At 63.3% G+C, this 21,379-nt stretch carries 16 protein-coding genes; 8 read left to right on the top strand and 8 right to left on the bottom strand.

The annotated features are described in order from the left end of the window. The first annotated feature begins 14 nt into the window (after positions 1–14). Positions 15–1,193 (top strand): acetyl-CoA C-acetyltransferase, encoded by a 1,179-nt coding sequence (locus tag NO932_RS14505; RefSeq protein ID WP_309207994.1) that lies wholly within the window; start codon positions 15–17, stop codon positions 1,191–1,193. Continuing rightward, a complete protein-coding gene (locus tag NO932_RS14500) occupies positions 1,193–3,136 on the top strand; it encodes an acetoacetate--CoA ligase (RefSeq protein ID WP_375142887.1) in 1,944 nt (647 codons plus the stop codon). Before NO932_RS14505 ends, NO932_RS14500 begins: the two co-directional genes overlap by 1 nt. Here NO932_RS14500 and NO932_RS14495 read toward each other — a convergent pair. From NO932_RS14495 to NO932_RS14480, 4 genes are read right to left on the bottom strand one after another with little or no spacing between them, the layout of a single operon-like run. Continuing rightward, entirely contained in the window at positions 3,126–4,286 is a 1,161-nt protein-coding gene (locus tag NO932_RS14495) for a metal ABC transporter permease (protein WP_309207992.1), read from the bottom strand. The two genes, NO932_RS14500 and NO932_RS14495, sit on opposite strands and share 11 nt — an antisense overlap. Next, positions 4,283–5,410 (bottom strand): metal ABC transporter permease, encoded by a 1,128-nt coding sequence (locus NO932_RS14490; protein ID WP_309207991.1) that lies wholly within the window; start codon positions 5,408–5,410, stop codon positions 4,283–4,285. The genes NO932_RS14495 and NO932_RS14490 overlap by 4 nt, the downstream gene beginning before the upstream one ends. 2 nt (positions 5,411–5,412) lie before the next feature. Next, the gene (locus NO932_RS14485) at positions 5,413–6,198 is read right to left on the bottom strand and encodes a metal ABC transporter ATP-binding protein (protein ID WP_309160277.1); all 786 of its coding nucleotides are present in this window, start codon (positions 6,196–6,198) and stop codon (positions 5,413–5,415) included. Next, positions 6,183–7,145 carry a metal ABC transporter solute-binding protein, Zn/Mn family gene (locus NO932_RS14480; protein ID WP_309207990.1) on the bottom strand — a complete coding sequence of 321 codons (963 nt, stop codon included), beginning with the start codon at positions 7,143–7,145 and terminating at the stop codon, positions 6,183–6,185. Before NO932_RS14480 ends, NO932_RS14485 begins: the two co-directional genes overlap by 16 nt. Before the next feature lie 186 nt (positions 7,146–7,331). On the opposite strand from NO932_RS14480, the gene NO932_RS14475 reads away from it, so the two are divergent. Next, positions 7,332–8,051, top strand: coding sequence for a Crp/Fnr family transcriptional regulator (locus tag NO932_RS14475; protein WP_309207989.1), 720 nt, complete (start codon positions 7,332–7,334; stop codon positions 8,049–8,051). Here the strand turns inward: NO932_RS14475 and cydC are convergent. Further along, the gene (gene cydC / locus NO932_RS14470) at positions 8,011–9,705 is read right to left on the bottom strand and encodes a thiol reductant ABC exporter subunit CydC (protein WP_309207988.1); all 1,695 of its coding nucleotides are present in this window, start codon (positions 9,703–9,705) and stop codon (positions 8,011–8,013) included. The two genes, NO932_RS14475 and cydC, sit on opposite strands and share 41 nt — an antisense overlap. After that, positions 9,702–11,447, bottom strand: coding sequence for a thiol reductant ABC exporter subunit CydD (gene cydD / locus NO932_RS14465; RefSeq protein ID WP_309207987.1), 1,746 nt, complete (start codon positions 11,445–11,447; stop codon positions 9,702–9,704). The genes cydC and cydD overlap by 4 nt, the downstream gene beginning before the upstream one ends. A 173-nt stretch (positions 11,448–11,620) precedes the next feature. On the opposite strand from cydD, the gene NO932_RS14460 reads away from it, so the two are divergent. Genes NO932_RS14460 through cydX form a run of 3 tightly spaced genes read left to right on the top strand, consistent with a single transcriptional unit; the run spans position 11,621 to position 14,518 of the window. Further along, positions 11,621–13,234, top strand: a complete 1,614-nt coding sequence (locus NO932_RS14460) for a cytochrome ubiquinol oxidase subunit I (protein ID WP_309211058.1) — start codon at positions 11,621–11,623, stop codon at positions 13,232–13,234. A gap of 12 nt (positions 13,235–13,246) precedes the next feature. Further along, the gene (gene cydB, locus NO932_RS14455; RefSeq protein ID WP_309207986.1) at positions 13,247–14,395 is read left to right on the top strand and encodes a cytochrome d ubiquinol oxidase subunit II; all 1,149 of its coding nucleotides are present in this window, start codon (positions 13,247–13,249) and stop codon (positions 14,393–14,395) included. 12 nt (positions 14,396–14,407) lie between these two features. After that, positions 14,408–14,518 carry a cytochrome bd-I oxidase subunit CydX gene (gene cydX, locus NO932_RS14450; RefSeq protein WP_309160283.1) on the top strand — a complete coding sequence of 37 codons (111 nt, stop codon included), beginning with the start codon at positions 14,408–14,410 and terminating at the stop codon, positions 14,516–14,518. Here cydX and NO932_RS14445 read toward each other — a convergent pair. Both NO932_RS14445 and NO932_RS14440 read right to left on the bottom strand, forming a co-directional pair. Continuing rightward, positions 14,515–15,165: a GntR family transcriptional regulator gene (locus tag NO932_RS14445; RefSeq protein ID WP_309207985.1), complete on the bottom strand. Its 651-nt coding sequence runs from the start codon at positions 15,163–15,165 to the stop codon at positions 14,515–14,517. The two genes, cydX and NO932_RS14445, sit on opposite strands and share 4 nt — an antisense overlap. Before the next feature lie 89 nt (positions 15,166–15,254). Continuing rightward, on the bottom strand, positions 15,255–15,911 hold the full coding sequence (locus NO932_RS14440) for a pyridoxamine 5'-phosphate oxidase family protein (RefSeq protein ID WP_309207984.1): 657 nt from the start codon (positions 15,909–15,911) through the stop codon (positions 15,255–15,257). 85 nt (positions 15,912–15,996) lie between these two features. Here NO932_RS14440 and NO932_RS14435 point away from each other — a divergent pair, with 85 nt between their 5' ends. Then, positions 15,997–17,421: a PLP-dependent aminotransferase family protein gene (locus NO932_RS14435; RefSeq protein WP_309207983.1), complete on the top strand. Its 1,425-nt coding sequence runs from the start codon at positions 15,997–15,999 to the stop codon at positions 17,419–17,421. Positions 17,422–17,546: 125 nt separating this feature from the next. Beyond that, positions 17,547–21,323 (top strand): methionine synthase, encoded by a 3,777-nt coding sequence (metH, locus tag NO932_RS14430; protein WP_309211056.1) that lies wholly within the window; start codon positions 17,547–17,549, stop codon positions 21,321–21,323. Positions 21,324–21,379 lie beyond the last annotated feature (56 nt).

The following is a 21,379-nucleotide window of genomic DNA, read 5'->3' as shown; positions in this document are numbered from 1 at the left end:
GGAGGAGGATGTCCATGGCAGAAGGCGTTTTTATCGTCGCCGGCCGCCGCACGCCGATCGGAACGCTCAACGGCGCGCTTGCGAGCCTTGCCGCTCATCAATTGGGAGCCATTGCTGTCAGCGCCGCCATGGCTGATGCTGGGGTGGCGCCAGAGCGGGTCAATGAGATGATCATGGGGCAGGTGCTTACGGCCGCCGCAGGTATGAATCCGGCGCGGCAAGCAGCCCGGCTGGCGGGGTTGCCCGATGCTGCGACGGCATTCATCGTCAATCAGGTTTGCGGCTCTGGCCTGCGTGCCGTTGCTCTTGCTGCCCAGCAGATTGCGCTCGGGGACGCCGAAATTGTGGTGGCCGGCGGGCAGGAATCCATGAGCCGGGCGCCCCATGCGGCGCATCTGCGCTCGGGCGCCAGGCTCGGGGAGGTAACTTTTGTCGATACGGCCATGAATGACGGGTTGACCGACGCCTTTGGCAAGATGGCGATGGGTGTCACCGCCGAAAACGTCGCGCGCCAATGCGGGCTTACCCGCGAAGAGCAGGATCAATTCGCGCACCGGTCCCAACAACGCGCTTCGGCTGCGCAGCGGGCCGGGCGGTTCGCCGATGAGATCGTGCCGATCACCATCAGCGGGCGCAGGGGCGAAACTGTCGTGACCGAAGACGAGTTCATCCGCCACGATGCCAATCTTGAAAGCATGGGCAGGCTGCGTCCCGCCTTTGAAAAGGAGGGAACGGTCACCGCCGGCAATTCCTCGGGCATCAATGATGGCGCGGCAGCGTTGGTGTTGATGTCGGAAGCAGCTCTCGCCGAAAACGGAAAGTCGCCCATGGCGCGGATCGCGAGTTGGGCGACGGCAGGGCTCGACCCCAACGTAATGGGCCTTGGGCCGGTACCGGCCTCGCGCCGGGCGCTGGAAAAGGCCGGATGGAGCGCCGGGGAGGTGGAGCTTTGGGAGGCCAACGAAGCCTTTGCCGCGCAAAGTCTTGCGGTTGTTGGTCAGTTGGGGATCGATCCGGAGAAGGTCAACGTCAATGGCGGTGCGATCGCTCTGGGCCATCCAATCGGAGCTTCGGGCGCGCGGGTGCTGGTGACGCTGCTGCACGAAATGGCGCGGCGCGACGTGCGGCGCGGTGTGGCGACGCTGTGCATCGGCGGAGGCATGGGCGTCGCCATGTGCGTGGAGCGTCAATGATGGAAACCGGAGGCGTTCTCTGGAAAGCCGATGATGCGCGCAAGCACGCTTCGGCCCTCTGGCACTTCGCCGAGGCGACGGCGCATCTCCATGGTGCCGAGCCCGATGACTATGCGGCGCTGCACGCCTGGTCGGTCAGCGAGCCGGAAGCGTTCTACTCCGCGCTCTGGGACCATCTCGACATCGTGGGCGAAAAAGGCGAGCGCGCTTTCGTTCCGGGAGACGATATCCGCGATGCGCAGTTCTTTCCCGATGCAAGTCTCAATTATGCGGAGAACCTGCTGCGCCGCCGTGACGATGGCCTCGCCATCATCGCCCATCGCGACGACGGCACGCGCCGGACGTTGAGCTGGCGGCAACTCTACGATCAGGTATCGCGCTTCGCACAGGCGCTATCGGCGGAAGGGGTCGGCGAGGGCGACCGGGTGGCAGCCATCGTCACCAATGATCTCGAAGCGATCATCGCTTATCTCGCGACATCTTCGATCGGTGCCATCTGGTCGTCCTGTTCGCCCGATTTCGGCCCGGCCGGCGCCAGTGACCGGCTGTGTCAGATCGCGCCGAAAATCCTTATCGCAGTGCCGGGTTACTCCTATGCAGGCAAGACCATAGACGTGGCGCCCTCGATCCGGGCCGTTGCCGAGGGCACGGAACTTTCACGGATCGTCATCGTCGCAGATGAGGTCCCCGAGTCGCTTGCCGGTCTCGACTGCGTCCCCCTTGAGGCCTGGCTATCTCCGTTCACTCCAACCGAAATCGCCTTTCTCCGCATGGGGTTCAAAGCCCCTCTTGCCATCCTTTTTTCTTCCGGCACCACCGGCAAGCCCAAATGCATCACCCATTCAGCCGCCGGTCTGCTGCTCCAGCACAAAAAGGAACTTGTGCTCCATTGCGATATCCGGGCGGGCGAGAAGTTCTTCTATTTCACCACCTGCGGGTGGATGATGTGGAATTGGCAGGTCACCGGTCTGGCTTTGGGCGCAACGCTGGTCACTTATGACGGCAATCCCTTCCATCCCGACCCCGACCGGCTCATCGATCTTGTCGATGCCGAAGATATCGCCATTTTCGGAACCAGCGCCAAGTATATCGATGCTTGCCTCAAGGCCGGGCTGAGGCCCAAAGAGAGCCACAGGCTCGAGAATTTGAAGCTCATCCTGTCCACGGGCTCGCCGCTCATCCCCACAAGCTTCGACTACATCTATCGCGACTGGAAAACTGACGTACACCTGGCCTCGATCTCGGGGGGCACCGATATCTGCGCGTGTTTTTTGGGCGGCAATCCCTTGCTGCCAGTGCGGCGAGGCGAATTGCAGTGTGCGCTTTTGGGCCTGGACGTCGATACGCTCGATGACGCGGGCAACCCTGTTTCCGGCGTGCCGGGCGAAATGGTGTGCCGCAACGCCCATCTTTCCATGCCGGTCATGTTCTGGGGCGATCCCAACGGCTCGCGCTATGCGGACGCCTATTTCTCACGCTTTCCGGGTGTGTGGGCGCACGGAGATTTCGTCGAAAAGCGCCCGTCCGGTGGTTTTATCATCCATGGTCGGTCTGACACGACGCTCAATCCGGGCGGGGTGCGGATCGGAACGGCCGAGATTTATCGGCAGGTGGAAACGGTGCCCGAAGTCGAAGAAGCCATAGCGGTGGGCCAGGATATCGATGGCGATCAGCGTGTCATCCTGTTCGTCAAATTGCGTGAGGGCGAACTGACCCCAGACCTTGAAGCCAATATCCGCTCCCGCATCCGTTCGGGTGCCAGCCCGCGGCACGTGCCGGCCAAAATCATCGCAGTTGCCGCCATTCCCCGCACCCGGTCGGGGAAGATTTCCGAAGTGGCGGTGCGCGACACCATCCACGGGCGCCCTGTCAGGAACACCACGGCACTCGCCAACCCCGAGGCGCTGGAGCTCTACAAGGATCTGCCCCAGCTCAGGCCTTGATTGCCCGGTCACCGCGCGCCCATGGCTCGAGCACGTCGCGGGCGGCTTGCCGGCCTTTGTCGGTCAGGATGAGCCGCTCGCCCGCGCGCGTTACCAGCCCTTCGGCAAGGCTTCTGGCGAGAACGTCGCGCGATTTGGCCGGCGACCAGTGCAGATGTTCGCGCAGAGCCGCCGTGACGTTTTCCTCGCTCGCCTGTGGATCGTCTTCGTGATTGAAGAGATGCACGGCAAGCGTCCGGGCCGCATTCTCGCCCAGCCGCGCCCGCTGGCGCGCCCATTGCGCCAGCATGCCGTAGCGCGGGCCAAATGCCAGGGCGAGCGTGAAGCACACCCCGGTCATCACCGCCATCATGCCGCCGATGGAAACGTTAAACCATACGGCCAGCCAATATCCGGCGATTGCCGAGACGATCGAGACCGCCACCCCGATGACCAGCATCATTGAAAGCCGGTCGGTGAGCAGATAAGCCGCCGAAGGCGGGACGATGACGAAGGCGATGAACAGGATCGCGCCGACGGAATCGAACGCAGCGACGGCCGTGCCGCTGAGCAGTGCCAGCAGCCCGTACGACAGCAGCGCCGGCGCGAAGCCCAGGGCGCGGGCCAGCGCCGCGTCGAAGGTCGCAAGCTTGAGTTCCTTGAAAAGCACCGCGACGAAGGCGAGGTTGACCAGCGCCATAACGCCCATCCACACCACGGCCTGCGGCACGAGATAGCCGCCGATCTCATAGGTATCGAGCCAGACGAAGCCGATCTCGCCCAGAAGCACCGTGTGCTCGTCGATATGGACGTCGCGGGCAAAAAGGTTGATAAGCAGCACGCCGATCGAAAACAGCGCCGGGAACACCAGCCCGATCGCCGCGTCGGCCTTGACGCGCCGCGTGGCGGTGAGCAGTTCAGTAAGGAACACCGTCAAAAGCCCGGTCAGCGCGGCGCCGATGATCTGCACCGGGCCGGATGCCTGCCCGGTCAGCATCCAGACCACGATGATGCCGAAAACGATGGAGTGGGAGATGGCGTCCGAGAGCATCGAGGCGCCGCGCAGGACCAGGAACGTGCCAAGGAGTGACGCGGCGATGCCGACCAGCGCTCCGGTGAGCATGACCATCGCATCGGGGCTGTCGAAAAAGGCCGAAAGCATTGCGTTCATTGAACGTTTCCTCCGGGCGCGAGTTCAGCCTCAGCCTCGGCAATGCCCTTGGGCGTCAGCACCCAATGGGGCGTCGGCTCCGGGTGGTGGCGTGTGCCTGTCACCAGACCGCGATCCTCCAGGCGCTTGAGCGCCGATGCGGTTCCCGCCCCGTGATAGGCGTCGAGCATGCGCTGCTCGGCAGGATAGGCCGGGTCGCTATGCTCCGCGGCGAGGCGATAGAGCGTCGAGAGCACGCGCCGGCTGCGCAATTGCCGCGAGTTCTCGCGCTGGCGTATCGCGGCAAAGATCAGTCCGCGCCCGGGTGCGAACAACAGGGACAGGGCGACGATCGCAGATATGGCGAGAACGATCAGCGGACCGGTGGCCAGACCGCGTCCGGTGGCGCTGACCAGAGCCCCAAACAATCCCGAGGCCATGCCGAAGAGGGCGGCGAGTCCCACCATCACGCCCAGCCGGTCGGTCCACTGGCGCGCGGCAACTGCCGGGGCGATGATCATCGCCGCCATCAGCACCACGCCAACCATTTGCAGTCCCACGACGACGGCAAGCGCAATCATCGTCGTCAACGCCGCCTCGAGCGCCAGCACCGGCAGGCCGAGCGTGCGCGCATAGGCGGGATCGAAGGTGACGAGCTTGAACTCCTTCCAGAACAAAAGGACCAGCGCCAGCGCGAGCAGGGCAATGGCGCCCATGACGTAAAGATCCGAGCGCAGAATGGCTGCGGCTTGTCCGAAGAGAAAGGATTCGAGCCCCCCCTGGGCGGCGCTGCCGGCGTTCTGGATAAACGTGAGCAGCACGATCCCGAGTGCGAAAAAGATCGACAGCGCGATCCCCAGGCTGGCATCGGTCTTGAGCCGCGTGCTGCGGGTCAGCGCCAACACGATCAGCGCGGCAAGCGCCCCGGTCAGCAAAGCGCCGATGAGAATGGCGGGAAGGCTGCGCGTGCCAGCAACCAGAAAGCCGATGCAGATGCCGGGCAGAGCGGCGTGGGAGAGCGTGTCGCCCAGAAGCGATTGCTTGCGCAACACCGCAAAGCTGCCCAGAACGCCCGAGACAATGCCGAGCAGGGCGGCGCCGATCATCACGTTCTGGATTGTGTAGTCGGCCAGCAGCGAAAACATGATCAGTCGGCCGCCTGCAGCGTCGCGTCCCGATCGATCAGCGCAATCTGGCCGCCATAGGCGCGGCGCAGATTTTCGGGCGTATAAACCTCCGAAACCGGCCCCTGTGCGATCACGCGCACGTTGAGGATCACCATCCAGTCGAAATAGTCGCGCACCGTCTGAAGGTCATGGTGCACGACGATCACCGTCTTGCCGGCATCGCGAAGGGCGTGGAGGATCTTGACGATTGCCCGCTCGGTAGTGGCGTCCACCCCAGCCATGGGCTCATCGAGGAAATAGACGTCGGCGTCCTGCACCAGTGCCCGGGCGATGAAAACCCGCTGCTGCTGGCCTCCGGAAAGCTGGCTGATCTGCCGGTCGGCGAAATCGTCCATGCCCACTCGCGCCAGCGCTGCCAAGGCACGCTCATGCTCGGCGCGGCCAGGGCGTCGCAGCCAGCCGAGCTGGCCGTAAAGCCCCATGGTCACCACGTCGAGCGCGGTGGTAGGGAAGTCCCAGTCCACGCTTGAACGCTGCGGCACATAGCCCACCTTGCGCCGCTGGCGGGCATAGGGGCGGCCATGAATGGTCACGTGGCCGGCGGTGGGCTTGACCAGGTCGAGGATGGATTTGATCAGCGTCGATTTACCCGCCCCGTTCGGCCCGACGATCGCCGCCATGACCCCTGGCGGGATATCGAAATCGATGTCCCAGAGCACCGGCTTGGATTGGTAGGAGACAGTGAGGTCTTCCACATGGACCGCAAGGCCGGGCTCGTGCAGGCCGTTTTCTAGTTGAGGGACCATTGCTGCGCCCAATCTGAAAGCTCATCGGGCAGGGTAGGCGGCGTGCCGCCGAGCGCCCCGCTGATGGCGGTGGTGTTGGAATGGATCATGCCGATATAGGTTCCCCCTGCGGTGCCGGCGTCCCCCATGGCGTCGGAATAGAGCTCGCCGCCGATCTCCACCTCCTGGCCCGCTTGCCGCGCCGCCTCGATCACCGCCTGGATCGTGCGCGGATTGATGGTGGATTCGACAAAGATCGCCGGCACGTTGCGTTCCACGATCAGGTCGGCGGTCTGCCGGATATCGGCTATCGCGGCTTCCGACTGGGTGGAAATGCCCTGAATGCCGGCAACATCGATGCCGTAGGCGCGGCCGTAATAGGCAAAGGCATCATGGGCGGTGACCAGGATGCGCTGGCCCTCGGGGATCGAGGTAATGGCCTCTGTCGCCCAGCCGTGCAACGCCGCAAGCTGGCTCTGATACGCTTCTGCATTGGCGGCGATGGCCGGACCGCAATCGGGGATGAGTGCGGTGAGCTGGTCGGCAATGGCGGGCACGGTCTGTGCCCAGAGCGAAACGTCCATCCAAAGGTGCGGATCAACGCCATAGGCGTCGTCCGTCGCAATCAGGTCCTCTTGCGCGATCCCCGCTTCTGCAACGGCAAGGGTCGGCACGCGCTCGGAATAACGGGCGAAGACATCGCCGAGCTGCCCTTCGAGCCCATAGCCGGAATAAAGGATCAGGCCGGCGCGGTTGAGCGTCTGCACGTCGCGCGCCGTCGCCTGGTAGAGGTGCGGGTCGATGCCCGGCCCCATCATGGTCTGCACCGTCACACAATCGCCGCCTACCGTCTGGGCGATGTCGCCAATCATGCCGATGGTTGCAACCACTGAAAGCGGGGTTTGGGCCTGGACGGGTGCAACGGCGAGAAGGGAGAGCCCCAAAGTAAGGGCGAGTCGGTACGGCATGAAACCTCGCAGGGATGTTCGAGCTGTGGGTGAATATGACAATCATTCGCAACTACGTCAAGCTAGTTGCAAATGATTTGCAATAAGTACGAACCAGCAGCGCAAACTCTTGGTCCTGCGGCGATTTCGCTTATCGTCGTGCCTTGCACGTGAGCCTATCTACGAGCAGGAAGCGAAAGGACTGGCATGGGCAGGCAGGACATTCACAATTTCGATATGCCGGTTCTCTGCCGCAGTTGCGAGGTGCGGCATGGCGGCCTCTGTGGCGCCCTCGATGCGGATCAGTTACTGACGCTCTCGCGGCACACGCGTATGGTTCGTCGCCCCGCTGGCGATGAGCTGATCGCCGACGACACCGAAATCACCCGCTACGCCAATCTGATGCGTGGCGTGGTCAAACTCTCCAAGATGCTGGAAGACGGACGCCAGCAGATGGTAGGGCTGCAGTTTGCCCCCGATTTCCTCGGCCGGCTCTATGCCACGCAAAACCGTGTTACGGCGGAAGCGGCGTCGGAAGTCGAGCTGTGCATGATCCCGCGCGAGGCACTCGAAAAGCTCGTGGCCGAACATCCCGCTCTCGAGCATCGCTTACTGGAACAGACGCTGCGCGAACTCGATGAGGCGCGGGACTGGATGGTGACCTTGGGCCGTAAAACGGCGGGGGAGAAGGTCGCAAGCTTTCTCTACATGGTCGCGCTGCACATCGATCCGCTCAATCGGGAGCGCAAGACCATCATCTTCGAGCTGCCGCTCAGCCGCGCCGATATCGCCGATTTTCTCGGCCTTACCATCGAAACGGTTTCGCGCCAGCTCACGCTTTTGCGTAAGGATGGGGTGATCTCGGTCGAAAACAGCCGCCGCTTTACTATTCCCGACCTGACGCGTCTCCAAGCCCGCTGCGGCTGATCTCTTCCAGCCTGCCGCCGATAAGCTCGAATTCGCGCATCACCGCGCCTGCGGGCAGCAGCGCATGGGTTGCCAGCACCACAGCACGCCCGGCCAGCGCTTGGGGCATATCGGAGAAGAACGCGGCTTCGGTCTCCCGATCCAGCCCTGCCGTCGGCTCGTCGAGCAGCACGATCGGCGCTGGAGAGAGCAGGGTGCGGGCGAGGCTGAGCCGCCTGGCCTGGCCGGCCGAAAGCGTCGCGCCGGTTTCTCCCACCACCGTATCGAGCCCTGCGGGCAAGCTGCGGATCGTGGTTTCGAGCCTGGCTTTCCCCAGCGCGGCGTAGAGTTCGGCATCGGTCGCCTCGGGGCGGGCGATCAGCAGGTTGTTGCGGACCGTATCGAGAAACACCGGGCTGTGCTGGCCGAGAAGCGCTATATGCGCGTGAAGGTCGCGCTGGGCGACATCACGGATATCGATTCCCTCAATGCAAATGGCGCCTTCTTGCGGGTCTGCGAGGCGCAGTGCCAAATGCAGCAGGCTGGATTTGCCGACCCCACTCACCCCGGAAATCGCCACATGCTCTCCTGCCGAGAGGGCGAGGTCGAGACGCTTGAGAACCGGTTCGCTATTGCCGTAGGCAAAGGTGACGTTTTCGAACGCGATGCCGCCACCTTGGGGGCAGGCCACCGGACGCATTGGATCGCGCACCGTGATGGGCGCAGTTGCGATTTGCCGCAGCCGCTCGGCCGAAGCGAGCGCCGACCCCAGTTTGCCGATCGATCGGATGATCACTGCCGTCGCTTCAAAGCTCCCCAGAGCGGCAAAGACGATGCCCGCCAGGATCGGCCCCTCGATCGCTCCCGCTTCAAACGCCTCAAGCCCAACCAATACGATGGCGATAAGCGCCACCCCGGTCAGGGCCTGCACCGAAGCAGCGGCAATCGATGTGGCAAGCCCTTGCCGGCGGCGCAGGTCGGAAAGCGTTTGGCTCGCCGCCGCGAATTTTTCGGCGGCAAAGCCGCTTTGGCCGAAGGCCACGATATCGTCGTGGCCGGCAATCGTATCGAGAATCTGCGCCCGCAGCCCTGCCGCTGCCTCGACGCTCTGGCTTCCGTTGCTGCGGGTCGTAGCGGCAAGGATCGCGGGCACCACGATCACGGAGAGAATTATGGCCACCAAATAGATCCACCCAGCCGCTGGCAGCAGGGCCAGCAGCACGGCGGTTACGGCTCCGCCCAGCACCAATGCCGCAATCAGCGGTCCTATGGCGATGAGGAACAGCGTATCGAGCGCATCGATATCGGCGGTCAGCCGCGTCACCAGATCGCCGTGACGCAAGGACCGGTCGGGCAGCGGCAAGCGGGGAAACAGGGCCGAAAACAGCCAGCGCCGCAAATCGGACAGCAGGCGCAGGGTCGCGTTGTGTCCGACCAGCTTTTCGAAATAGCGCGCAAGAATGCGGATGAAGGAGAAGCCACGAACAGCGGCGGAAGGGGCGAAAAGGTTGAACGATACGCCAAGAGCGGTCAGCGCCGTCGCCGTCAGGAACCAGCCCGAAACCCCCAGCAGCGCGGTGCCCGCAGCCAGCGTGACCAGCGAGAGGATCAGCGCGAGCAGCAGGCCGCGCCAGTGCGGCTTGAACAGTAGGGCAAAGAACGCCAGCGCCTTCATGCCCAGCCCTCCTTGTCCCTGTGAGACTGAGTCGCCCGGTGCGGAGTGGGCAGCAGCCTTCCGCCGGCCATGCGCATCACCTTTCCGGCCCGCGCGGCTACCGCGCTCGAATGGGTCATGATGATCAGCGTCCGGCCGTCACAGAACGCCTGCACCCTGTCGAGCAGCTTTGCCTCGGTCGCCGGGTCGAGATGGGCAGTCGGTTCATCGAGGACGACCAGTGCCGGATCGGTGAGAAACAGCCGTGCCAGACCGATACGCTGGATCTGGCCACCCGAAAGTCCGTATCCGCCTTCGCCCACCAGCGTATCGAGCCCTTCGGGCAGACGGTCGGCAAACTCTTTGACAAGCGCCTCCTCGGCAGCCGCCTCAATCGTCTCGGCAGTTGCCGCGGGAGCGGCCAGAGCGATGTTCTCGGCGATCGTGCCGGCGAAGATGTGCGGTTTCTGGCCGATGAAGGTCACGCTGGCGCGCAAATCCGCTTCGCTCCATTCGGATAACGGGACGCCGCCCAGGGAAACATTGCCCTCGAACGGCACCAGCCGGACCAGCGCGCGGGCCAGCGTCGATTTACCGATCCCGCTCGGGCCCATGATGGCAAGGCTTTCGCCCGCGCCGAGCTCGAGATGGAGCCTATCGAGCACCGCTTCATCCTGTGCTCTGACCGTCAGTCCGCGGACGGAGAGCGGGAGCGCTTTGACGGGTTTGGCAGAGGGCGCCGAAATGTCGGGCGTCGCCAGTTCGCCGGGATCAGCGACAATGGCCTCGATTTCGGCAAGCGCCGATTTCGCGGCGGCACGATCATGATAGTGCGCGGCGAGCTGGCGCAGCGGCGCATAGACTTCGGGCGCCATGAGCAGCGCGAACAGCCCCCACGTCAGCGTCAGACCCGGATTGACCCCCAGAAGGCCCAGATAGGTCAGTCCCACATAGAGCGCGACGCCGGCCACCCCAAGCGCTGCGAAAAATTCGAGGATCGCCGAGGACAGGAAGGCTATGCGCAGCACGGCATTGGTCCGGCGCCGCAGCGCTTCGCTCGCGGCATGGACGTTCTCTATCGCGTCGGTTTCGCGCCCAAAAAGCTTGAGCGTCAAGAGCCCCCGCAGCCGGTCGGCGAAATGCGCCGACAGCCGCGAGAGCGCGGTCGCCTGCCGGTCGGTTGCCGCCTGCGCGCCCCAGCCGGCCAAAGCCATGAATAACGGGATAAGCGGCGCGGTGACGATGAACAGCAGCCCCACCACCCAATCGATGGGAAACAGCACCACCGCAAAGGCGATGGGCAGGATGGCAGCCGAAATCATCGCCGGCAGGTAACGGGCAAAGAAATTCTCCAGCCCCTCGACCTGGTCGATCAGCGCCGCGCCCACCGCGCCAGATGCCGGCTTAAGCCCCAGCGCGTGCCGCTGTGCCAGAATGTGGCCGAACAGCCCGGTGCGCAGCCGCGTCTTGATCTGCTCGGCCCCGACCGTTCCGGCCTGCTCTCCAAGCAGTCCCAGCAGCGCGCGAATGAGAACGATGCCGGCCAATGCGCCGATCAGTGGCGTCACCGCTCCCAGCGGTTCTCCTCCTTCGATCGTCCGCCCCAACACCTGCGCCAGGAGTGCCGCATAGATGATGAGCATCGCCCCCGACACCAGCGGCGCGGTGACCGCAACGATCAGCGCGCGGCCGCCCATTCTGCGCAATCCCATGAGCTTGCGGGCGTTGGCACGGTCGGCGATGGGGTCGGTAGAGGAGGCCATGATCGCAACAATAGCGGAAAGTGGAGCGGGGCAGCCTGCGATATCCGGACGCGCGGCGCCTTGATCCAGGTCAATAGGGCTTGGCTATGATACTATATATACCGTGAACAGCGTCGTCCCGGTTGTGGTGTTCGACCCGGACGGCTTTTTATGACCCAGGGGCAGTCTTCATGATCGACGAAACAGTCGTAGCCTTGTCGCGGATGCAATTTGCTGCAACCGCGCTTTATCACTTCCTGTTCGTGCCGTTGACGCTCGGGCTCTCCTTCATGATGGCCATCATGGAGAGCACCTATGTGATGACCGGGCGCGAGATCTGGCGAAAGATGACCCTGTTCTGGGGCACGCTGTTCGGCATCAATTTCGCCATGGGTGTCGCCACCGGCATCGTGATGGAGTTCCAGTTCGGCATGAACTGGTCCTATTACAGCCACTATGTCGGCGACGTGTTCGGCGCCCCGCTGGCCATCGAGGGACTGATGGCGTTCTTCCTCGAAGCGACCTTCATTGGCCTGTTCTTTTTCGGCTGGGACCGGCTGTCCAAGGTCGGCCACCTCGCTGTCACCTGGCTTGTCGCGCTGGGCGCGAACTTTTCCGCGCTGTGGATTTTGATCGCCAATGGCTGGATGCAATATCCCACCGGCGCGGTGTTCAATCCCGACACCATGCGTATGGAGATCACCAATTTCATGGAGGTGATCTTCAATCCTGTCGCGCAGGCCAAGTTCGTGCATACGGTTTCGGCAGGCTATGTCACCGGCGCCGTGTTCGTTTTCGGCGTCAGCGCGCTTTTCCTCCTTACGGGCAAACATCAAGAACTCGCCAAGCGCTCCATGGTGGTCGCGGCCAGCTTCGGCCTTGCTTCCGCGCTCTCGGTCGTCGTCCTGGGCGATGAAAGCGGCTATGCGGCCACCGAGCACCAGGTGATGAAGATCGCCGCCATCGAAGCGATGTACGAAACCGAACCGGCCCCGGCCGGGCTCAGCCTCGTTGCCTTCCCGCTGCCCAATGGCGAGCGTTTCGACATCAAGATTCCCTGGGTTCTCGGTCTCATCACCACGCGTTCCTTCGATACGGAAGTTCCCGGCATCCACGATCTTGTCGAGCATGCCGAAGTCCGCATCGCCAATGGCCTGCGCGCCTATGAGGCCATGGCTGTTCTCGAAGAAGATCGGCAGGACCAGGAGGCCCGCGCCGTGATCGGCGAGGCTTGGCCCGATCTTGGCTACGCGCTGCTTTTGAAGCGCTACCGCACCGATATCGAGAACGCGACGCCGGAAGAGATCGCCATGGCGGCCCAGGACACGGTGCCCGATGTCTGGCCGTTGTTCTGGACCTTCCGGCTGATGGTGGGCGTGGGCTTTTTCTTCATCGCCTTCTTTGCCTTCGCTTTCTGGAAAGCCTCGCGCGGCACGCTCGATACGCACCGCTGGTTTCTTTGGGGCGCCGTGGCCGCCATGCCGCTGCCCTGGCTGGCTGCCGAAGCAGGCTGGATCATCGCCGAATATGGCCGCCAGCCCTGGGCGATCGAAGGGGTTCTGCCCACCTTCTATGCCGCGTCCGGTCTGACGGTCACCGATCTTGTGCTCAGTCTTTCCTTCTATGTGAGCCTTTATACGGTGCTCGCGGTGATCATGGTCTTCCTCATGGTCAAGGCCATCAAGGCCGGCCCCAAGGACTACGTCGCCCTGCTCAATGGCGAGCCCGATCCCATGGAAACGCCTCGGCCCAAATCGGACAAACCGCAATCGGCCGAGTCCGATGCCCGGCCGCAGCCTGCCGAATAAGGAGAGTGGACAATGGATTTCATTCCCATCGATTATGAAACCCTGCGGCTCATCTGGTGGGCGCTGCTCGGCGTCCTGCTCATCGGCTTTGCGGTGCTGGGCGGCATGGATCTGGGGCTGGGCGCCCTCCTGCCTGCCGTTGCCCGCACCGATGAGGAACGCCGCGTGCTGCTCAATCTCGCCGGCCCGACCTGGGAAGGCAATCAGGTCTGGCTGGTGCTGGGGGGCGGCGCGATCTTTGCCGCCTGGCCGCCGCTCTATGCAGTGAGCTTTTCGGGCTTTTATCTGGCGATGATCGTGATCCTCTTCGCCTTGATCCTGCGCCCGGTGGGGTTCAAATATCGCGGCAAGATCACCGATCCGCGCTGGCGCTCCACCTGGGATTGGGTGTTGTTCATCGGCGGCTTCGTGCCCGCCCTGATCTTTGGTGTGGCCGTCGGCAACGCTCTGCTCGGCGCCCCGTTCGACCTCGACCGCACCCTGCGTCCCTCCTATCTGGGCAACTTCTTCGGTCTTCTCACGCCCTTTGCCTTGCTGTGCGGGCTGGTCAGCCTTTCGATGGTCATGACCATGGGGGCTGCCGTCATCGCCGCGCGCACCGAGGGCGAAATCGCCGCCCGCGCCTCGCGCTATGGCCAGTGGGCAGCGCTCGCGGCCATCGTGCTCTTTGCCCTGGGCGGGCTATGGATCGCCTTCGGCATCGAGGGCTACGCCGTCACCAGCGCCATCGAAACCGCCCTGCCGTCCAACCCGCTGGCCAAGACCGTGGAACGTGAAGTCGGTGCCTGGATGGCCAATTACGGCACTTATCCCTGGATGCTGATTGCCCCGGTCCTTGGTTTTATCGGCATGGCCGGCGCCCTGCTCGGATTGCGCGGGGGGATGAAAATCGTCCCGATCCTTGCGGCCGGGGCAGGGGTGTTCGGCATCGTTTCGACGGCTGGGCTTTCGATGTTTCCGTTCCTGTTGCCGTCCTCGCACAATCCCAATGCGAGCCTGACGGTCTGGGACGCGTCGTCGAGCCATTTGACCCTTTTCATCATGCTGGTCGCGACGGCATTCTTCCTGCCGCTGATCCTTGCTTACACGAGCTGGGTCTACAAAGTGATGAGCGGCCCGGTGACCAACAAGTCGCTGTCCAAGAACCCGAACGCGTATTAGGAGCTCCAACAGATGTGGTATTTTGCTTGGATTCTCGGCGTCGGGCTGGCTTGCGCCTTCGCCATTCTCAACGCGATGTGGTTCGAGATGCGTGAGGACCGGCGCGAGGTGGACAAGGGCTAACCGACCAGCTCGCGCGTCGCCGTTTTCTTGAGGATGTGGTCGCGCATTAGCCGTTCGGCACGCGGCTCGTCGGCCTGAAGCAGGGCGGTGACGATCATCTCGTGATCCTTATAGGATTGCGCCAGCCGTGCCGGCTGGGCGAAAAGATCGGTGCGGAACGGGCTGAGACGCGAGCGCGCCAGCGCTGCCATTTCGCCAAGCTGCGGATTGCCGGCTCCAGCCTGGATGGCGGCGTGGAACAGCGTATCGTGTGCCCAATAGAGGTCCGACTGCCCGAGCCGAACCATCTGGCCAGCCCGCAGGTGATCGGCCTCCAGCTTGCGTCGCGCCTTACCCGACATGCGCTCGGCGGCGAGCCGGGCGCATACGCCTTCCAGTTCGGCCATCACCTCGATGAGGTTGGCGAGATGCTCGGAGCTGAGTTCGGCCACCACCGCACCGCGATTGGGCCGCCGCGACACTAGCCCCATCGCCGCCAATTGCCCGAGCGCTTCTCGGATAGGAGTGCGCGATACCGAAAATCGTCCAGCGAGTCCGATCTCGTCGAGCCGCTCGCCGGGCTGGAAACGCCCGGCGACGATCGCATCGGCGAGCTGTTCGACGATTTCGCTTACGGTCGTGCCCTTGCGCGAGAGGGTCTTGGTCACGGCTGGGTTCCAGGCTGTTGCTCTCACCCTCTGACTATGAAGCCAAACACCTGCCAAGTGAAGAGGCAGTTTTTATTTCTGCATAATCGTTAGGCAAATTTTTTGCGCGCCAGATGGGTCGAAGGTGGCGGCGGAACGTCGCCCGGCGTCCTGCCATCTCCGATCGGTGCCCCTAGTCCCGTGACGATAGGCACCACCCCCGCCCAGATCGGCAGGTTGTGGTCTTCTTCTTCATCGACCGGCGGACCTTGCCGCACTTTGGCCGAGGCCGCTTCGATCTCGAGCGCCAGGACGCCGGTGCCCTTGCGCTCCTTGTCGTGCATGTGGCGCACCTCATTCCAGCGGAAGGGCAGCAGGTGCTCGGTGATTAGCTTGAGCGCTTCCTCGACTTCACCGAGGTCCGAGACGATCCGCGCATGGCCGTGGACGACGGCGGCGCGATAGTTCATCGAATGGTGAAATCCCGAGCGCGCCGCGACGATGCCGTCGAGCAGCGTCACCGTCATGGTCAGCGGATCGCCTTGCTGGTGCATGGCGACGATGCGCGCCTTCGATGAGCCGTGCAAGTAGATGGTGGCACCCGAGCGCGCATAAGCCATCGGGATCACCATCGGCCGCCCGTCGGCGATGAAACCCACATGCCCCACCAGGCCGGTATCGAGGATCGCGTTGATCGTCTCCTCGTCATAGCGCGCCCGCTTGGGATTGCGGGCCTTGGCGTAGGGCGGCGGCGTATGGATGGTCATGGCGTACTCCTGGTTGCGGTGGTGCCAATATGCATCTAAACTGGACCCTTGTAAGATCCACTTTGTTTTTCATTGAAGGATCCAGATGCTCGAAGGCCTCATTGTTATCGATCCTGCGGGCGGTCCATTGCCCGAACAGATCTATCGCGCCATTGGCGCGGCTGCGCGCTCGGGCAAGCTCAAGGCCGGGTCGGTGCTGCCCAGCTCGCGGCAGTTGGCGGCGGGGCTCGGCATTTCGCGCAACAGCGTCAATGCCGGCTATGAGCTTTTGCGGGCCGATGGGGTGGTCGCCGTAAGGCCGGGCGCCGCGCCGCGCATCGTCACAGGCACCGATCTCGAGCGGGCCAGTCTTTCCGGCGCGGGCGATGCGCGAGGGCTTTCGCGGCGCGGCGAGGCGATCGCCGTCAATCTGCGCGGCAAGCGAGGGCAGCGCCATTCCGGCTATCTCGAACCGGGTGCGCCCGACGAGGCACTGTTTCCCGCCGATCTCTGGGCGCGTACCCTGCGCCGCGTTGCCCGGCAGAAATTCGGGGATGCGGCGATCTATGAGGCGCTCGAAGGCCTGCCTCGGCTCAAATCGGTGCTTGCCGATTATCTGGCGCGCCAACGTGGCGTCAATGCCGGGCCCGATCAGATCCTCATCGTGCCGTCCACACAATCGGGCCTGGCGCTCGCGGCGCAATGCCTGTCCGATGCGGGAGATACGGGTTTGGTGGAGTCGCCGGGCTATTTCGGCGTGCGAACCGCCTTTGCCGGAGCCGGTCTTGTGACGCGGGCGTTGGAAGTAGACGGGCAGGGGGTCGATCCTTCGGGTATCGAAAGGTCTGGCGCGCGTCTGGTCTATGTCACGCCCTCGCACCAATACCCCACCGGCGCGCGCATGCCGCTGCAACGGCGTATGGATTTGCTGCAAGCGGCGCGCCGCATGGGCGCAATCGTGCTCGAGGACGATTACGACAGCGAGTTCCTCTGGAACGGCCGCGCCATCGCAGCGCTGCAGGGCATCAGCGATGGCGCGGAGGTGATCTATCTCGGCACCACGGCCAAGAGCCTTTTGCCCGGCTTGCGTCTTGCCTATATGGTCGTGCCGAAAGACTTGGCCGGTCCACTCGCGCAGGCGCAGCGCAATCTGGGCCTGCGGGTCAATATCCACACTCAGGCCGCTTTCGCCGATCTGATTGAATCAGGTGCGCTCGTGACCCATCTCAAGCGGATCGCCAAGACCTATGAGGAACGTGGCGGCCTTCTGGTGGAAACTTTGCGTGAGAGGTTCGGCGCGGACCTCGAGGTGGATATGCCCATGGGTGGTCTGCAAGTGGTCGCCCGCTTCTCCCGGCCTCGTGACGATAGCCCCGTCGCCGCCGCGCTCGCCGCGGAAGGTTTTGAAACCCCATCGCTTTCGAGCTATTGCGCTGGGGAGAAGCGTTCAGGTCTGATCATCGGCTTCGCCGATGCAACGCCCAAGCGTGTTGCCCGTTTCGCCGACCGGTTGGAACAGGCTTTGGTTTGACATAAAGATATCTTTATGTCTTTGTGTTATGCACTCGCGCATCATGCGCGATAGGATTGGAAACGCTCATGTGCAACGCTCCCGGATGTACCCACGGCCGCCTTCATGCTCCCGGCGATGGGCGCATGGGTGGCATGTCGGGTGAGACGATCCCGGTCGAGGCGCTGCGCCCCGGCAACGGTCCCGTCCGCTCCGCCAGGGAAGGCGATGACATTCTCGCCGCCCTGACCCAGGCCGCGCGTGAACGCATCCTCATTCTCGACGGCGCCATGGGCACCATGATCCAGCGCGAAAAGCTCACCGAGGAAAATTTCCGCGGCGAGCGCTTTGCCGATTGGCCCAAGCCTTTGCAGGGCAATAACGACCTCTTGGTCATCACCGAGCCAAAAATCATCGAGGATATCCACTTCGCCTATGCCATGGCGGGGGCCGATATCCTGGAAACCAACACCTTTTCGGGGACCACCATCGCCCAGGCCGATTACGGCATGGAGGCGTTGGCCTATGAGCTCAACGTTGCCGGCGCCCAGGCCGCCAAGCGTGCCGCCATCCGTGCCGAGGCCGAGGACGGCAAGCGCCGCTTCGTTGCCGGTGCCGTGGGCCCCACCAACCGTACGGCTTCGATTTCGCCCGACGTCAACAATCCCGGCTTCCGCGCCACGTCCTTTGACGAGCTGCGCATCGCCTATGGCGAGCAGATCGAGGGGCTGATCGATGGCGGCTCGGACATCATACTGATCGAAACCATCTTCGATACATTGAACGCCAAGGCCGCCGTCTTTGCCGCCGAAGAGGTGTTCGAGAACAAGGGCATCCGCCTGCCGGTGATGATTTCGGGCACCATCACCGATCTTTCCGGCCGCACGCTTTCGGGCCAGACGCCCACCGCCTTCTGGTACTCGCTGCGCCACGCCAAGCCCTTTACCATCGGGCTCAACTGCGCATTGGGCGCCAACGCCATGCGCGCCCATCTGGCGGAAATCTCCGATATTGCCGATACGTTCGTCTGCGCCTATCCCAATGCGGGTCTGCCCAACGAATTCGGCGAATATGACGAGAGCCCTGAATTTATGGCCAGCCAGATCGAGGGCTTTGCCCGCGACGGGTTCCTGAACGTGGTGGGCGGCTGCTGCGGCTCGACCCCCGATCACATCGCGGCCATTGCCCAAGCGGTGTCCAAATATGCCCCGCGCGAAATCCCTAAGATTGAGCCGCGCCTGCGCCTTTCCGGTCTCGAGCCTTTCACGCTCACCGACGATATCCCGTTCGTGAACGTGGGCGAGCGTACCAATGTCACCGGCTCTGCGCGGTTCAAGAAGCTCATCACCTCGGGCGATTACACCGCCGCCCTCGATGTCGCCCGCGATCAAGTGGAAAACGGCGCCCAGGTGATCGACATCAACATGGACGAAGGCCTGATCGACAGCCAGCAGGTGATGGTCGATTACCTCAACCTCGTCGCGTCGGAGCCCGACATCGCCCGCGTGCCGATCATGGTCGACTCTTCGAAGTGGGAGGTGATCGAGGCGGGCCTCAAATGCATCCAGGGCAAGGCCATCGTCAACTCGATTTCCATGAAAGAGGGCGAGGACAAGTTCCGCGAGCAGGCGCGCCTGTGCAAGCTCTACGGCGCCGCTGTCGTCGTCATGGCGTTCGATGAGGTCGGGCAGGCCGACACTCAGGCCCGCAAGGTGGAAATCTGCACCCGCGCCTACCGTATCCTTGTCGATGAAGTGGGCTTCCCGCCCGAAGACATCATCTTCGATCCCAACATCTTCGCCGTCGCCACCGGCATCGAAGAGCACGACAATTACGGCGTCGATTTCATCGAGGCGACGCGTGAAATCACGCGCACGCTCCCCCATGTCCACATCTCGGGCGGCGTTTCCAACCTGTCCTTCTCGTTCCGCGGCAACGAGCCGGTGCGCGAGGCCATGCACGCCGTGTTCCTCTACCATGCCATCGCGGCGGGCATGGATATGGGCATCGTCAATGCCGGCCAGCTCGCGGTCTATGAATCGATCGATCCCGAACTGCGCGAGGCCTGCGAGGACGTGGTGCTCAACCGCCGGTCCGATGCCACCGAACGCATGCTCGATCTTGCCGAGCGCTATAGGGGACAGGGCGGCAAGGAAGCCAAGACCAAGGACCTCTCCTGGCGCGAAAAGCCGGTGGGTGAGCGCATTTCCCACGCGCTGGTCAACGGGATCACCGAATATATCGAGGCCGACACCGAAGAAGCCCGTCAGCAATTCGCCCGCCCGCTGCACGTCATCGAAGGCCCGTTGATGGACGGCATGAACATCGTCGGCGAACTGTTCGGCGCCGGCAAGATGTTCCTGCCTCAGGTCGTCAAATCGGCCCGCGTCATGAAGCAAGCCGTCGCCTATCTTCTCCCCTTCATGGAGGCGGAGGCCGACGGCACGCGCCAGAGCGCCGGCAAGATCCTGATGGCCACCGTCAAGGGCGACGTCCACGATATCGGCAAGAACATCGTCGGCGTGGTCTTGGCCTGCAACAATTACGAGATCATCGATCTGGGCGTCATGGTTCCCGCCCAGACCATCCTCGAAACGGCGAAAAAGGAAAAGGTGGACGTGATCGGTCTTTCCGGCCTCATCACCCCTTCGCTCGACGAGATGGTGCACGTCGCCTCCGAAATGGAGCGCGAAGGCTTCGACATCCCGCTCCTGATCGGCGGGGCGACGACCAGCCGCGTCCACACGGCGGTCAAGATCAACCCGCGCTACAATCGCGGCACAACCGTCTACGTCAAGGACGCCAGCCTTGCGGTCAACGTCGTTTCAAAGCTCCTCTCCAAGGAAGCGGCCAACGACTACGTCAAGACCATCAAGCAGGAATACGATACCGTCGCCGAAAAGCACCGCAAGGGTGAGGCCGACAAGCAGCGCACCAGCCTGCAAGCCGCCCGTGATAATGCGTTCAAGCCGGACTGGTCCGCCTATGTGCCGAAAAAGCCCAGCTTCCTGGGCACAAGGTCCTATCAGGATTGGGATCTGGCCGAGCTCGCCCGCTATATAGACTGGACCCCATTCTTCCAGGCCTGGGAGTTCAAGGGCACTTACCCCAAGATTCTCGATGACCCCCGCCAGGGCGAGGCCGTGCGTCAACTGTTCGATGACGCACAGGCTATGCTCAAACGCATCATCGATGAGAAGTGGTTCACCCCCAAAGCCGTCGTCGGCTTCTGGCCCGCCAACCGGTTGGGTGACGATGTACAGCTTTTCACCGACGAGACGCGCGGCACCGAGCTGGCCAAATTCTTCACCCTGCGCCAGCAGCTTTCCAAATCCGGCGACAAGCCCAACGTCGCGCTTGCCGATTTCATGGCCGAGGCCGGTACGCCCGATTATGTGGGCGGCTTCTGCGTTACCGCCGGCTTCGAGGAGATCGCGATCGCCGACAAGTTCGACGAGCAGAACGACAACTACTCCTCGATCCTCGTCAAGGCCCTCGCCGACCGTTTCGCCGAGGCGTTCGCCGAACGGCTGCACGAGGTGGTGCGCAAGGAGCTCTGGGCGTACTCGGACGAAAATTTCGCCCCCGAAGAGCTGATCGCCGAGCCCTATCAGGGCATCCGCCCCGCTCCGGGGTACCCGGCCCAGCCCGACCACACCGAAAAAACCACGCTCTTCGAACTGCTTGACGTGGAAAAGCAAATCGGGGTGAAGCTGACCGAAAGCTACGCCATGTGGCCGGGATCCTCGGTCTCCGGGCTCTATTTCGCCCACCCGGAAAGCTATTATTTCGGCGTCGCAAAGGTCGAACGCGACCAGGTCGAGGATTATGCCCAACGCAAGGGCATGGCGATCGAAGACGTCGAACGCTGGCTCGGCCCGGTGCTGAACTACATTCCAGGCATGGAGAAGGCCGCCGGGTGAGGGAGCCTTCCTCCCTGTCTCGACATCCCCGGCGCAACTCATTATGAAGTCGTGTA

This window comes from Pelagibacterium sp. 26DY04, from assembly GCF_031202305.1.
In the GTDB taxonomy this organism is placed as follows: Bacteria; Pseudomonadota; Alphaproteobacteria; order Rhizobiales; family Devosiaceae; genus Pelagibacterium.
The sequence above is the reverse complement of the archived record's forward strand: the minus strand, read 5'-3'. Positions and strand labels throughout refer to the sequence as shown.